Genomic DNA, 14,172 nt, shown 5'->3' on the forward strand with positions numbered 1-14,172 from the left:
CCCAACGGTGTGGTCGGCGCGGTGGCGGGGGAGAACCCGCACCCCGTCGCCAACAAGGGCGAGTTGTTCACCTCGTACGACGTCGAGGCCTTCGAGGTCCCGTCGTCGAAGGACGAGGCGTGGCGGTTCACGCCGTTCCGCCGACTGCGCGGCCTGCACGACGGCTCGGCCACCGCGTCCGGGTCGGCGTCGATCGAGGTCTCGGGTGCCGGTGACGGCGTGACCGTCGAGACCGTCGGCCGCGAGGACTCCCGTCTCGGTGACGGTGGTGTCCCGTTCGACCGCATCGCCGCGGCGGCGTGGTCCGGGTTCACCGAGGCCACGGTCGTCTCGGTGGCGCGGGAGACCGAGCTCGCCGACCCGGTGACGGTCACCGTGACCGGCCCGGGCGAGGGCGTCACCGCGTACGGCCACCTCCAGATCCGGGTCGACCGGCACGCACGCGCCGTGGTCGTGCTCGACCAGGTCGGCAGCGGCACCTACGCCGAGAACGTCGAGTTCGTCGTCGGTGACGGTGCGTCGCTCACCGTCGTGAACGTCCACGACTGGGCCGACGACACCGTCCACGTCGCCGCGCACCACGTGCGGCTCGGCCGGGACGCGTCGATCAGGCACTTCGCGATCAGCCTCGGCGGCGACCTCGTGCGTCTGAGCCCGCTGGTCCACTACGACGGTCCGGGCGGCGACGCCGAACTGTGGGGCCTGTACTTCGCCGACGCCGGTCAGCACCTCGAGCAGCGGCTCCTCGTCGACCACTCCCAGCCGCACTGCCACTCGAACGTGGTCTACAAGGGTGCGCTGCAGGGTGACGTCGACGTCACCGGGCGGGCGACCGACCGGTCTCGCGAGGCGCACACCGTGTGGGTCGGCGACGTGTTGATCCGCGCCGAGGCCGAGGGCACCGACACGTTCGAGCTGAACCGCAACCTCGTCCTCACCGACGGCGCCCGCGCCGACTCGGTGCCGAACCTCGAGATCGAGACCGGCGAGATCGTCGGTGCCGGGCACGCCAGTGCCACAGGCCGTTTCGACGACGAGCAGCTGTTCTACCTGCAGGCCCGCGGAATCCCGGAGGACCAGGCACGCCGCCTCGTGGTGCGCGGCTTCTTCTCCGAGATCATCGCGAAGATCGGCGTGCCCGACCTGCGCGAGCGCCTCGAGGCCGCCATCGAGGCCGAGCTCGCCACCGCCGGCGTCTGACGCCCCCACCCACGACACACGAAGGAATTCCGTGACCACTCTCGAGATCCGCGACCTCCACGTCGACGTCGCCGGCAGCGACACCGACGCCGAGCCCATCCACATCCTCAAGGGCGTCGACCTGACGATCGAGTCGGGCCAGACCCACGCGATCATGGGCCCCAACGGCTCCGGCAAGTCGACACTGTCCTACGCCATCGCCGGCCACCCCAAGTACACCGTCACCTCCGGGTCGATCACCCTCGACGGCGAGGACGTGCTGGAGATGTCCGTCGACGAGCGCGCCCGCGCCGGCCTGTTCCTCGCGATGCAGTACCCCGTCGAGGTGCCGGGCGTGTCGATGTCGAACTTCCTGCGCACCGCGGCCACCGCGGTCCGTGGCGAGGCGCCGAAGCTCCGCCACTGGGTCAAGGAGACCAAGGAGGCGATGACCGAGCTCGAGATCGACGCGTCGTTCGGTGAGCGCAGCGTCAACGAGGGCTTCTCCGGCGGCGAGAAGAAGCGGCACGAGATCCTGCAGCTGGGGCTGCTCAAGCCGAAGATCGCCATCCTCGACGAGACCGACTCGGGCCTCGACGTCGACGCTCTGCGCGTCGTGTCCGAGGGCGTCAACAAGTACAAGGAGCGCGAGAACGGCGGCGTGCTGCTCATCACGCACTACACCCGCATCCTGCGCTACATCCAGCCGGAGTTCGTGCACGTGTTCGTCGGCGGCCGCGTCGTCGAGTCCGGCGGCCCGGAGCTCGCCGACGAGCTCGAGGAGAACGGCTACGTCCGCTTCACCGGGGCGGGAGCGTCGGCCTGACGCCCGACCCGACATCCACCGTCACGAGGTGATCGCATGACCAGCACCGTCGCATCGCCCGCGCTCGACGTCGAGGCGTTGCGCGCCGACTTCCCGATCCTGGGCCGCACGGTCCGGGACGGCAAACCGTTGGTGTACCTCGACTCCGGGGCCACGTCGCAGCGGCCGCTGCCCGTCCTCGACGCCGAGCGGGACTTCCTGCTGCACCACAACGCGGCGGTCCATCGGGGAGCCCATCAGCTCGCCGAGGAGGCCACCGACGCCTACGAGGGCGCCCGGGCGGACATCGCGTCCTTCGTCGGTGCCGCCGACGATGAGGTGGTGTTCACCAAGAACGCCACCGAGGCGATCAACCTGATCGCCTACACCCTCGGCGACGACCGGACCGCCCCGCTGCTCGGCGGGCACCGGCTCGGCGAGGGCGACACCGTCGTGGTCAGCGAGCTCGAGCACCACGCGAATCTCGTCCCGTGGCAGGAGTTGTGCCGTCGTACCGGTGCGACGCTGCGCTGGTTCGGCGTCACCGACGACGGTCGGATCGATCTCGACTCGCTCGAGCTCGACGACTCCGTCGCGGTGGTGGCGGTCACGCATCAGTCGAACGTGACCGGTGCCGTCACCGACGTCGCCGAGGTGGTGCGCCGCGCCCGAGCCGTGGGCGCCCTCGTCGTCCTCGACGCCTGCCAGTCGGTGCCGCACATGGCCGTCGACCTGCACGCTCTCGACGTCGACTTCGCCGCGTTCTCCGGACACAAGATGTTCGGGCCGTCGGGAGTCGGTGTGCTGTACGGGAAATCGGCGCTCCTAAAGCAGTTGCCCCCGTTCATCTCGGGTGGCTCGATGATCGAGACGGTGTCGATGGAGGTGTCGACGTATGCGGCTCCGCCGCAGCGGTTCGAGGCCGGCGTGCCGATGACGTCCCAGGTCGTTGGACTCGGTGCAGCGGTGCGGTACCTGCGCGACATCGGGATGGACGCCGTCGCGGCGCATGAACACGTCCTCACCGAACACGCCCTGGTGCGGCTCGGCGCCGTCGAGGGGCTGCGCATCGTCGGCCCGACCGATGCCACGGACCGCGGTGGCGCGGTGTCATTCGTCGTCGACGGCATCCACGCCCACGACCTGGGTCAGATCCTCGACGACGAGGGTGTGGCGATCCGTGTCGGTCACCACTGTGCGTGGCCGCTGCACAAGCGGTTCGGCGTCGCGGCGACGGCACGCGCGTCCTTCGCCGCGTACAACACCATCGCCGAGGTGGACGCCCTGGCCGAGGCGATCGGGACCGCACGACGGTTCTTCGGGGTGGGCTGATCCCATGCGGATGGAGCAGATGTACCAGGACGTGATCCTGGACCACTACAAGCACCCGCACGGTCGCGGGCTGCGGGAGCCGTTCGGCGCCGAGGTGCACCACGTCAACCCGACCTGCGGTGACGAGGTGACGCTGCGCGTCGCGGTCGCCGACGGCGCCGTCGCCGACATCTCCTACGACGGCCAGGGCTGCTCCATCTCCCAGGCCGCCACGTCCGTCCTCTACGACCAGGTCGTCGGGCAGTCGGTGACCGAGGCGCTCGACACCGTCGGCGCCTTCACCGACATGGTGACCTCTCGCGGCGAGGTGGACGGCGACGAGGACGTCATCGGCGACGGCATCGCGTTCGCCGGCGTCGCCAAGTACCCCGCCCGCGTCAAGTGCGCCCTGCTCGGGTGGATGGCCTTCAAGGACGCACTGGGTCGCACCGACGCCGAGGTCACCGACGCGACAATCCATCTCGACGAGACCACCACCAGGAGCACGACATGACAGACCAGACCACGCCGGTACCCGCGGAGGTCCAGACCTCGCTGCCCACGATCGACGACGTCGAGGAGGCCATGCGCGACGTCGTCGACCCGGAGCTCGGCATCAACGTCGTCGACCTCGGCCTCGTCTACGGCATCGACGTCGACACCGAGGCAGTGGCCAAGATCGACATGACCCTGACGTCCGCGGCCTGCCCGCTGACCGACGTCATCGAGGACCAGTCGCGCGCCGCGGTCGTCGCCAGCGGCCTGTGCACCGACATCGAGATTAACTGGGTTTGGCTGCCGCCGTGGGGCCCGGACAAGATCACCGACGACGGTCGCGAGCAGTTGCGCGCCCTGGGCTTCACCGTCTGAACGGAGCGCTTGACGCGAGATTGTTGTAGTACCCACAATGGTTGTCATGAGTACAACGATTGTGGGTGACGTCCTGATCGTCGGGGCATCCCGGGGGCTCGGAGCAGCTCTCGTGGAGCAGTGGGTGTCCGCCGGTCGCCACGTCGTGGCGACCAGTCGTGGCGGGCACACCCCGCTCGACGACATCGCGGCGACGGATCCCGGATCCGTCGAGGTCGAGCACGTCGACGTCACCGACGTCGACCAGATCGCGGCACTGCGCCGTCGACTCGACGGGCGGTCCTTCGGTCTGCTGTTCGTCAACGCCGGTGTCACCGACGAGGCCGACGCCACGGTGCCGGAGATCTCCACCGACGAGTTCGTGCGCCTGATGGTGACCAACGCGCTGAGTCCGTTGCGCGTCATCGACGCTCTCGAGGATCTCGTCGTGCCCGGCGGGATGATCGGCGTCATGTCGTCCGGGCAGGGGAGTGTCGCCAACAACACCCGCGGCGGCCACGAGGTCTACCGCGGCAGCAAGGCGGCACTGAACACCTTCGTCCGCAGCTACGTGGCCCGCCGCGGCGAGGACCGCGGACCGGTCGTGCTGATGGCGCCCGGATGGGTCCGGACGGGGCTGGGCGGCCCCGGCGCGCGGCTGACCATCGAGGACAGCGTCCCGGGGGTCGTCGCGACCCTGGACTCCCTCGTCGACCGTCCCGGTCTGCACTACGTCGACTACCAGGGCAGGACGGTCCCGTGGTGAGCGGCGATCCGGCGACCCGGGCGTGGACGTCGCTGTACGCGTTCGTCGAGGCGCAGGGCCGACGCGCGGAACTGGCCGAGGCGCTCGGGTTCTCGCTCGGCGGCGGACGCGGGAAGGTCCTGACCCGCCTGGGCGACGGGCCGCTCTCGCTGCGCGACATCGCCGTCGAGATCGGGGTGGACGCGCCCTACGCAACCGTCATCGTCGACAAGCTCGAGTCACACGGCCTGGTGGAACGCCGACCGCACCCCGACGACCGGCGGCGGAAACTGGTGGCCCTCACCGACACGGGGCGCCGCGCCCTCACCACCGTCGAGCAGATCCTGAGTCGTCCGCCCGCCGCGATGGAGCGGCTCACGGACGCACAACAGCGCACCCTTCTCGACCTCCTCGAGGAATTGACCGCCGACGACGCCTGATCCGCGTCGTCACCGGGTCCGGGTGGACCGCCAGGCCGGGCGCCGCATCGCACCGCGGGCGATCCGGACCGCCGCCGCGGGGCCGACGATCGGCATGAGGGCGGCCATCGCACCGGCCACCGCGCCGAGGTCGTCGCGGCCGCTGAGATAGGCGTCGCGACGGGCCGGATCGAGCAGGAAGAACCCGTCGAAGAAGCCGATGGTGGCCGCGGCGTCCATACACAGCATCGTGTTCAGCCCGCGACGCCGCAACGCGTGCACCGTCCGCGCCGACGACGGCCACAGGGCGTCGACGACGTCGGTCCCGTCGGCCACGGCCCGCACCACCACGTCGGCGAGGGCGAGCGAGACCGCGACGCTGTACCCGGTGGCCGGGTGCATCAGACCGCCCGCCGCGCCGAAGCGCACCGGGTCGGCGTGCCAGGGGCGTTCGCCGCCGCCGTCGAGCGCGAACCGCACCGACTCGCGCGGCGCCTCGGTCGCCACGTCACCGTCGAGGCCCGCGCGGGCCAGCCGCCGCAGCAGTCGGCCGCGTAGTTCGGCGACCGGGACGGGCGGATCCGCGGCCAGACACGTCTCCTCCAGCAGGACGGTGTCCTCGGCCACGGGGATCGCGTAGAGGAAGGTCGCGGGCAGTACGCGTCCCCGCCCGTCGACACCCGGGGTGTCCAGGGCGCGGCCGTCGGGATCGCGCCAGTCCATGAGCACGGCCTCGTCGTCGCCGAGAAGGGGTGCCGCCGTCGCGAAGTCGACGAAGATCCCCGACGCGGTCTGTGCCGGACCGGGGGTGTCCTGGCTGCCGCGGGCGTCGACGACGACATCCGCGGCGAGTACGCGCCCGTCGGCGAGCCGCACCGCGCGGGATGCGACGTCGGTGACCATCGCGCCGTACTCGGTGACCTCGCCGTCGAGCGCGAGCCGCAGAGCAACGGTGTCCAGCACGACGTAGGGCCGGTCGATGCGATGGCGCCGACCCGTGTACACCGTGACGGACCGGTGGCGTGTCGCGATCGCCTCCGGGGGCAACCACAGGGGCAGTTCGTCCTCCCACGCCGCGTACGTCGCCGACCACGGCCCGGCCGGGCGGGGGTCGACGATCGCGACGTCGATCCCGGCGAGCGACGCCCGGTGCGCGACCGCGCGGCCCGCGGGCCCGGCGCCGACGACGACGAGCCGGTGCAGCGCCGTCGGGCGATCAGCCACCGGCCAGCAGCCCGCCGTCGAGGGTGATGGTCTCGCCGCTGATCCATCCCGACCGCTCGTCGTCGACGAGGAACGCGACGAGCTCGGCGACGTCGGCGGGTGTGCCGAGTCGCTTCAGCGGGAAGCGGGACGCGACACCCTCCTCGTCGGCGCTGTAGAGCGCCTCGGCGAACTGTGTCTTGACGATGTTCGGGGCGATCGCGTTGACGCGGATGCCGGGACCGAGTTCGGCAGCGAGTTCCGCGGTCAGCCGGATCAGCGCCGCCTTCGACGCACCGTAGGCCGCGATGACCCGCGTCGACCGCAGACCCGCGGTGCTGGCGATGTTGACGACGGCGCCACCTGTGCGACCCATCCCCGCACGGTGGCACTCCTGCAGATAGCCGAGGGCGGCGACGACGTTGACGTCGAAGATCTTGCGGACGGCGTCGAGGTCGGCGTCCATCAGCGGGCCGTACACCGGGTTGATCCCGGTGTTGTTCACGAGGATGTCGACCGTTCCCCGGTCGCGGGCAGCGAGCTCCACCGCGGCGCGCCGATCGTCGGCGGAGCCGGTGTTGGCGACGATGGTCCGCACGTCGGCGTCCGGAGCCGCCTCGCGGATGGTCGCCTCCGCCGCGGCGAGGGCGTCGGGTTTGCGGCCCGTGACGGTCACCGTGGCACCCCGCGCGGCCAGCACGGATGCGGTGCCGAGACCGATCCCGCGGCTGCCGCCGGTCACGAGTGCGGTCCGTCCGGACAGGGGCTGTGTCACATCGGTCACACCCACGACGCTAGCCGACGCCGACGGGAGTCCTGCCAGGTCAGCCCCGCCGCGGCCGGCGGTACCGGTTTGCACCCGTCCGTAGACTGGACCGTCGTGATCACGGCAACGGACCTCGAGGTGCGGGCAGGGGTGCGGACCCTGCTCTCGGCGCCCGGCCCTGCGCTGCGCATCCAGCCCGGTGACCGGATCGGCCTCGTCGGCCGCAACGGTGCCGGCAAGACCACCACCATGCGGATCCTCGCCGGCGAGGGCGAGCCCTACGCCGGCAGCGTCGCACGCAGCGGGGACGTCGGCTACCTCCCGCAGGACCCCAAGGAGGGCGACCTGGGCGTCCTGGCGAAGGACAGGGTGCTCTCCGCGCGCGGGCTCGACGCGATGGTCCGGGACATGGAGAAGCAGCAGGCGCTGATGGCCGAGGCCGCCGACGACGCCACCCGCGACAAGGCGGTCGCGAGGTACGGACGCCTGGAGGAACGCTTCTCCGCGCTTGGGGGTTACGAGGCCGAGTCCGACGCCGCGCGCATCTGCCACAGCCTCGCCCTGCCCGATCGTGTCCTCGGCCAGCCGCTGTCGACGCTCTCGGGTGGCCAACGACGCCGCATCGAGCTGGCACGCATCCTCTTCGCCGCGTCGACCGGCGGGGGGAAGTCGAACACGACGCTGCTCCTGGACGAGCCGACGAACCACCTCGACGCCGACTCGATCTCCTGGCTGCGCACCTTCCTGCAGAACCACGACGGTGGTCTCGTCGTCATCAGCCACGACGTCGACCTCCTCGCCGACGTGGTGAACAAGGTGTGGTTCCTCGACGCCGTCCGGGGCGAGGCCGACGTCTACAACATGGGCTGGGCCAAGTACCTCGACGCGCGCGCGACCGACGAACAGCGACGCAAGCGTGAGCGTGCGAACGCGGAGAAGAAGGCGTCGGCGCTGCGGACGCAGGCCGCGAAACTGGGCGCGAAGGCCACCAAGGCCGCTGCGGCACAGCAGATGCTGAAGCGGGCGGACAAGATGATCGACGCCCTCGACGAGGAGCGCGTGGCCGACCGGACCGCGAAGATCCGGTTCCCGGAACCGACCGCGTGCGGCAAGACGCCGCTCATGGCCAGGGAGCTCACGAAGAACTACGGGTCGCTGGAGATCTTCACCGGCGTCGACCTCGCCATCGACCGCGGCAGCCGCGTCGTCGTGCTCGGGCTCAACGGTGCCGGCAAGACGACGCTCCTGAAACTGCTCGCCGGCGTCGAGAAGCCGGACCTCGGCACCATCGAACCCGGCTACGGCCTCAAGCTCGGGTACTTCGCCCAGGAGCACGACACCATCGACGACATGGCGTCGGTGTGGGAGAACATCCGCCACGCCGCGCCGGACGCGGGCGAGCAGGACCTGCGAGGGTTGTTGGGCGCGTTCATGTTCAGCGGTCCGCAGCTCGAGCAGCCGGCGGGGACGCTGTCGGGCGGCGAGAAGACGCGTCTCGCGCTGGCGGGCCTGGTGTCGTCGGCGGCGAACGTCCTGCTGCTCGACGAGCCGACGAACAACCTCGACCCGATCTCCCGCGAACAGGTGCTCGACGCGCTGCGGACCTACGCCGGGGCCGTCGTCCTGGTCACCCACGACCCGGGTGCGGCGGCGGCACTCGAGCCCGAACGGGTCATCCTCCTGCCCGACGGCACCGAGGACCACTGGTCCGCCGAGTACCAGGAGCTCATCGAGCTCGCGTAGCTCGCATCAGACGTAGGCGGCCCTGAGCTTTCCCTTCACCAGCTTGCCGGTCGCCGTGCGGGGCAGTTCGTCGACGAAGTCGTAGCTGCGCGGCACCTTGTAGGCGGCGAGCTGCCCGCGGACGAACGCGTCGAGCTCAGCGGCGAGTTCCGGTGAGCCCGTGTGCCCCTCCTCGAGCTGGACGCAGGCCTTCACCTCCTCGCCGAACTCGTCGTTCGGGACGCCGATCACCGCGACGTCGAACACGGCGGGGTGGCCGATGAGCACGTTCTCGGCCTCCTGCGGGTAGATGTTCACGCCGCCGGAGATGATCATGAACGCCTTGCGGTCGGTCAGGTAGAGGTAGCCGTCGGCGTCGACGTGGCCGATGTCGCCGGTGGTCGCCCACAGCTCGTGATCGGGATGCTCTGCGGCGCGGGTCTTCTCGGGGTCGTTGTGGTACTCGAAGGTCTTCGCCTCGCGCTCGAAGTACACCGTCCCGGTCTCGCCGACGGGTAGTTCCGCACCGGTGTCGTCGCAGACATGGATCACCCCGAGGAGCGGCTTGCCCACCGAACCCGGGTGCGCCAGCGCCTCCGCCGAGTCGATGAACGTGCCGCCGATCGCCTCGGTCGACGAGTAGTACTCGTAGATCACCGGGCCCCACCAGTCGATCATCGCCCGCTTGACGTGCACGGGACACGGGGCGGCGGCGTGGATCGCGGCCTTCATCGACGAGACGTCGTAGCGGTCGCGGACCTCCTTGGGCAGCTTCAGCATCCGCACGAACATGGTCGGCACCCACTGGCTGTGGGTGACGTGGTAGGTCTCGATGAGGCGCAGTGCCTCCTCGGGTTCGAAGCGGTCCATCACGATCACCGTGCCGCCCACCGACTGCGTCATCCCGCAATAGCGCAGCGGCGCAGCGTGATACAGCGGGGCGGGGGAGAGGTAGACGGTTGCGGCGTCGAACCCGTACATCCCGGAGAAGATCACCGTGTAGATGTCGGGGACCTCGTCGACCTCGCCATCCGGCAGCGGCGGCTGGATGCCCTTGGGTCGCCCCGTCGTACCCGACGAGTAGAGCATGTCGTGGCCGCGGGGCTGACTCGCCGGCTTCTCCGGCGAGGCCGCTGCCAGCACCTCGTCGTAGGACTCGAAACCGTCGATCCCACCCCAGGCGATCCGGTGTTCGAGGGTGGTGACCTCCGCGGCGTCGGCGACGGCGTCGGCCGACGCCGCGGAGGCGAACAGGACACGCGCACCGCAGTCGCCGAGGATGAAGTTCGTCTCGGCGGCGGTCAGGTGATGGTTCACCGGCGTGATGTAGAGCCCGGACCGCAGGGCGGCCCAGTAGACCTCGAACACGCGGAGGTCGTTGGTGGAGACCAGCGCGATGCAGTCGCCGCGCTGTAACCCCAGTTCCCGGAGGTGGTTCGCCAGCCGGATCGAGCGCTCGTCGAGCTCGGCGTAGGTGATCTGCTCACCCGTCGCCGGGAGGATGGCTGCGGGCTTGTCGGGCGTCGTCGCCGCGAACACTCCTGGGAACATGGCGACAGGATAACCACACCTATGGCCGCGATGGAACAAAACCGCGAAAGTGTCGCTTTGGGTTCCCGTCACTCGGTCCGCGACCGGCGGACCGACTCCTCCACGAGGTCGAGGACGGCGTGCAGATCCGAGCCGCGGTGACCCGAGGCCAATCGGGTGATCAGCCCGTCGAGGATGAGGTCGAGGTAGGCCACGATCACCTCGGTGGGCAGGTCGTCGCGCAGACGACCGGCACTGCGTTGGCGTTCGAGCCGTGCGAGGGTCGCGGCCTCGAGGTCGATCGACCGGGCCAGGAACTCCGACCGGAACTCGGGGTCGCTGCGCAGCTTCCGCGCGATCTCCAGCCGCGTGCCGAGCCAGTCGAAGTCCTCGGGGTGGTCGAGCATGTCGCGCATGACCTGCACGAGCCCCTGCTCGGCGGCGACGTCGGCCATGCGTTCGGCGTCCTCGTGCGCGAGCGCCAGGAACAGCGCCTCCTTGTCGCGGAAATGGTGGAAGATCGCACCCCGCGACAGACCGGTGGCCTCCTCCAGACGACGGACGGTCGCGCCGTCGTAGCCGTGCTCGGCGAAGCAGCGCCGGGAGCCGTCGAGGATCTCGCGACGACGCGCGGCGAGATGGTCCTCGCTCACCCGTGGCACGGCGTCACCCCCTTTCCTGCGGCGATCACGGTGGTGATGGTCGTGCGCCCCGGCTCTCGGGGGAGAACCGGGGCGCACGGACTCATGGGAACGGCGTGCCTCAGCTGCCGATCATGTTGCGCAGCACGTACTGCAGGATGCCGCCGTTGCGGTAGTAGTCGGCCTCGCCGGGCGTGTCGATGCGGACCTTCGCGTCGAACTCGACCTTGTTGCCGTCTTCCTTGGTGGCGACGACGTGCACCGTCTCCGGGGTGGTGCCGCTGTTCAGCTCCTCGATGCCGGTGATGTCGAACGTCTCCGTGCCGTCGAGGCCCAGCGACTTGTGCGACTCGCCCTCGGGGAACTGCAGCGGGATGACGCCCATGCCGATGAGGTTCGAGCGGTGGATGCGCTCGAAGCTCTCGGTGATGACCGCACGCACACCCAGCAGGCTGGTGCCCTTGGCCGCCCAGTCACGCGACGACCCGGTGCCGTACTCCTTGCCGCCGAGCACCACGAGCGGGGTGTTCTGCGCGGCGTAGTTCTGCGCTGCGTCGTAGATGAACGACTGCGGTCCACCGTCCTGGGTGAAGTCGCGGGTGTAGCCACCCGAGACCCCGTCCAGCAGCTGGTTCTGCAGGCGGATGTTGCCGAACGTCGAGCGGATCATCACCTCGTGGTTGCCGCGACGGGCACCCAGCGAGTTGTAGTCCTTGCGGGCCACACCGTTCTCGTCGAGGTACTGCGCCGCCGGGGTGCCCGGCTTGATCGTCGAGGCGGGGGAGATGTGGTCGGTGGTGACCGAGTCGCCCAGCTTCGCGAGCACGCGTGCACCGGTGATGTCGGTGACCGGTGCCGGCTCCCGCTCCATGCCCTCGAAGTACGGGGGCTTGCGCACGTAGGTCGACTTCTCGTCCCACTCGAACGTCTTGCCGTCCGGGGTGGGCAGGTTGCGCCAGCGCTCGTCGCCCTTGAAGACGTCGGCGTAGTCGGCCGCGTACTGCTCCGGCGAGATCGACTCGGCGATCGTCTTCTGGATCTCCTCACCCGAGGGCCAGATGTCCTTGAGGAAGACGTCGTTGCCGTCGGTGTCCTGTCCCAGCGGGTCGGACTCGAAGTCGAAGTCCATGGTCCCGGCCAGGGCGTAGGCGATGACCAGCGGCGGCGACGCCAGGTAGTTCATCTTGACGTCCTGGTTGATGCGGCCCTCGAAGTTGCGGTTGCCCGACAGCACCGCGGTGGCGGTGAGGTCGTTGTCGTTGATCGCCTTCGAGATCTCCTCGGGCAGCGGGCCCGAGTTGCCGATGCACGTCGTGCAGCCGTAGCCGACGAGGTAGAAGCCGAGCTTCTCCAGGTACGGCCACAGGCCGGCCTTCTCGTAGTAGCCGGTGACGACCTGCGACCCCGGGGCCATCGAGGTCTTCACCCACGGCTTGCTGGTCAGACCCTTCTCGACGGCGTTGCGCGCGAGCAGCGCGGCGCCGAGCATGACCGAGGGGTTCGAGGTGTTGGTGCAGCTCGTGATCGACGCGATCGTGACGATGCCGTGGTCGAGGATCATCTTCCCGCGCTCCGGCGAGTCGACGGTGACGGGGTTCGACGGGCGACCCTCGGCGTTGCGGGCCGCGGAGTGCAGCGGCTCGGCGTCGTCGTCGGCGAAGGACAGCGCAGCCGGGTCGGACGCGGGGAACGTGTCCTCGACGGCCTCGTCGAGCTTGGTGTGCTCGGGGGCGTTGCCGTTCTCGACGTAGTTGTGGATGTCCTTGCGGAAGGCGTTCTTCGCGTCCCACAGCTCGATGCGGTCCTGCGGGCGCTTCGGGCCCGCGATGGACGGGACGACGTCGGCGAGGTCGAGCTCGAGGTACTCGGAGTACACCGGCTCCTTCTCGCCGTCGTGCCACATGCCCTGTTCCTTGGCGTACGCCTCGACGAGGTCGAGCGTCTCCTGGCTGCGGCCGGTCAGCTTCAGGTAGCTGATGGTCTCCTCGTCGATGGGGAACATCGCGCAGGTCGAGCCGAACTCGGGGCTCATGTTGCCGATGGTGGCGCGGTTGGCCAGCGGCACCGCGGCCACACCCTTGCCGTAGAACTCGACGAACTTGCCGACGACACCGTGCTTGCGGAGCATCTCGGTGATCGTGAGGACGACGTCGGTGGCGGTCACGCCGGGCTTGGTCTCACCGGAGAGCTTGAAGCCGACGACGCGGGGGATGAGCATCGAGATCGGCTGCCCGAGCATTGCGGCCTCGGCCTCGATGCCGCCGACGCCCCAGCCCAGGACGCCCAGCCCGTTCTCCATCGTGGTGTGCGAGTCGGTGCCGACGCAGGTGTCCGGGTAGGCCACGCCGTCGCGGACCATGACCGAGCGCGCGAGGTGCTCGATGTTGACCTGGTGCACGATGCCGGTGCCCGGGGGGACGACCTTGAAGTCGTCGAACGCTCCCTGGCCCCAGCGGAGGAACTGGTAGCGCTCCTCGTTGCGCTGGTACTCGATCTCGACGTTGCGCTCGAACGCCTGCGCGTTGCCGAAGGCCTCGATGATGACCGAGTGGTCGATGACCATCTCGGCGGGGGCGAGCGGGTTCACCTTGTCGGGATCGCCGCCGAGTTCCTTGACCGCTTCACGCATGGTCGCGAGGTCGACGATGCAGGGCACGCCGGTGAAGTCCTGCATGATCACGCGGGCCGGGGTGAACTGGATCTCGATGCTGGGATCGGCCTCGGGGTCCCACCCGGCGATCGCCTGGATGTGGTCCTTGGTGATGTTCGCGCCGTCCTCGGTGCGCAGCAGGTTCTCGGCGAGCACCTTCAGCGCGTAGGGGAGGCGGTCGACGCCCTCCACGGCGCTCAGGCGGTAGATCTCGTACGAGTTGTCGCCGACCTGCAGGGTCCCCTTGGCTCCGAACGAATCAATTGACGAGCTCACGCAACACTCCACTCCTCGGTTCGTCGACGTCGGTGATCCGCCGACTCTCGTCGCCGGCGGGGCTGCGCCGGCGCTG

The 14,172-nt window shown here is 69.8% G+C and carries 13 protein-coding genes; 8 read left to right on the forward strand and 5 right to left on the reverse strand.

The genetic code is table 11. The annotated features are described in order from the left end of the window. Window positions 1-9: 9 nt before the first annotated feature. From sufD to LX12_RS02010, 7 genes are read left to right on the forward strand one after another with little or no spacing between them, the layout of a single operon-like run. Window positions 10-1,200, forward strand: coding sequence for a Fe-S cluster assembly protein SufD (gene sufD / locus LX12_RS01980; RefSeq protein WP_253653157.1), 1,191 nt, complete (start codon window positions 10-12; stop codon window positions 1,198-1,200). Window positions 1,201-1,231: 31 nt separating this feature from the next. Next, the gene (gene sufC / locus LX12_RS01985) at window positions 1,232-2,005 is read left to right on the forward strand and encodes a Fe-S cluster assembly ATPase SufC (RefSeq protein WP_253652806.1); all 774 of its coding nucleotides are present in this window, start codon (window positions 1,232-1,234) and stop codon (window positions 2,003-2,005) included. Between the two features lie 36 nt (window positions 2,006-2,041). Then, window positions 2,042-3,316, forward strand: coding sequence for a cysteine desulfurase (locus tag LX12_RS01990; protein WP_253652807.1), 1,275 nt, complete (start codon window positions 2,042-2,044; stop codon window positions 3,314-3,316). A 4-nt stretch (window positions 3,317-3,320) separates the two neighbouring features. After that, window positions 3,321-3,809 (forward strand): Fe-S cluster assembly sulfur transfer protein SufU, encoded by a 489-nt coding sequence (gene sufU / locus LX12_RS01995; protein ID WP_253652808.1) that lies wholly within the window; start codon window positions 3,321-3,323, stop codon window positions 3,807-3,809. After that, on the forward strand, window positions 3,806-4,165 hold the full coding sequence (locus LX12_RS02000) for a metal-sulfur cluster assembly factor (protein WP_253652809.1): 360 nt from the start codon (window positions 3,806-3,808) through the stop codon (window positions 4,163-4,165). Before sufU ends, LX12_RS02000 begins: the two co-directional genes overlap by 4 nt. Window positions 4,166-4,211: 46 nt before the next feature. Beyond that, window positions 4,212-4,910 carry an SDR family NAD(P)-dependent oxidoreductase gene (locus LX12_RS02005; protein ID WP_253652810.1) on the forward strand — a complete coding sequence of 233 codons (699 nt, stop codon included), beginning with the start codon at window positions 4,212-4,214 and terminating at the stop codon, window positions 4,908-4,910. Beyond that, complete coding sequence (locus LX12_RS02010) at window positions 4,907-5,329, forward strand: MarR family transcriptional regulator (protein WP_253652811.1); 423 nt, start codon at window positions 4,907-4,909, stop codon at window positions 5,327-5,329. The genes LX12_RS02005 and LX12_RS02010 overlap by 4 nt, the downstream gene beginning before the upstream one ends. Before the next feature lie 9 nt (window positions 5,330-5,338). Here the strand turns inward: LX12_RS02010 and LX12_RS02015 are convergent, their stop codons facing one another. Together LX12_RS02015 and LX12_RS02020 are read right to left on the reverse strand one after the other, a co-directional pair. Next, entirely contained in the window at window positions 5,339-6,532 is a 1,194-nt protein-coding gene (locus LX12_RS02015; protein WP_253652812.1) for a lycopene cyclase family protein, read from the reverse strand. Beyond that, a complete protein-coding gene (locus LX12_RS02020; protein WP_253653158.1) occupies window positions 6,525-7,286 on the reverse strand; it encodes an SDR family oxidoreductase in 762 nt (253 codons plus the stop codon). The genes LX12_RS02015 and LX12_RS02020 overlap by 8 nt, the downstream gene beginning before the upstream one ends. Window positions 7,287-7,391: 105 nt before the next feature. Here LX12_RS02020 and LX12_RS02025 point away from each other — a divergent pair, with 105 nt between their 5' ends. Continuing rightward, a complete protein-coding gene (locus LX12_RS02025; protein ID WP_253652813.1) occupies window positions 7,392-9,020 on the forward strand; it encodes an ABC-F family ATP-binding cassette domain-containing protein in 1,629 nt (542 codons plus the stop codon). Window positions 9,021-9,026: 6 nt separating this feature from the next. On the opposite strand, the gene LX12_RS02030 is transcribed toward LX12_RS02025, so the two are convergent. The 3 genes from LX12_RS02030 to LX12_RS02040 all read right to left on the reverse strand — a co-directional run bounded on the left by LX12_RS02030 (window position 9,027) and on the right by LX12_RS02040 (window position 14,096). Continuing rightward, window positions 9,027-10,550: an acyl-CoA synthetase gene (locus tag LX12_RS02030; protein WP_253652814.1), complete on the reverse strand. Its 1,524-nt coding sequence runs from the start codon at window positions 10,548-10,550 to the stop codon at window positions 9,027-9,029. A 68-nt stretch (window positions 10,551-10,618) separates the two neighbouring features. Beyond that, a complete protein-coding gene (locus tag LX12_RS02035) occupies window positions 10,619-11,191 on the reverse strand; it encodes a TetR/AcrR family transcriptional regulator (protein WP_253652815.1) in 573 nt (190 codons plus the stop codon). 100 nt (window positions 11,192-11,291) lie between these two features. Beyond that, a complete protein-coding gene (locus tag LX12_RS02040) occupies window positions 11,292-14,096 on the reverse strand; it encodes an aconitate hydratase (RefSeq protein WP_253652816.1) in 2,805 nt (934 codons plus the stop codon). Window positions 14,097-14,172: the final 76 nt, after the last annotated feature.

This window comes from Williamsia serinedens, from assembly GCF_024171725.1.
Classification (GTDB): Bacteria; Actinomycetota; Actinomycetes; order Mycobacteriales; family Mycobacteriaceae; genus Williamsia_A; species Williamsia_A serinedens.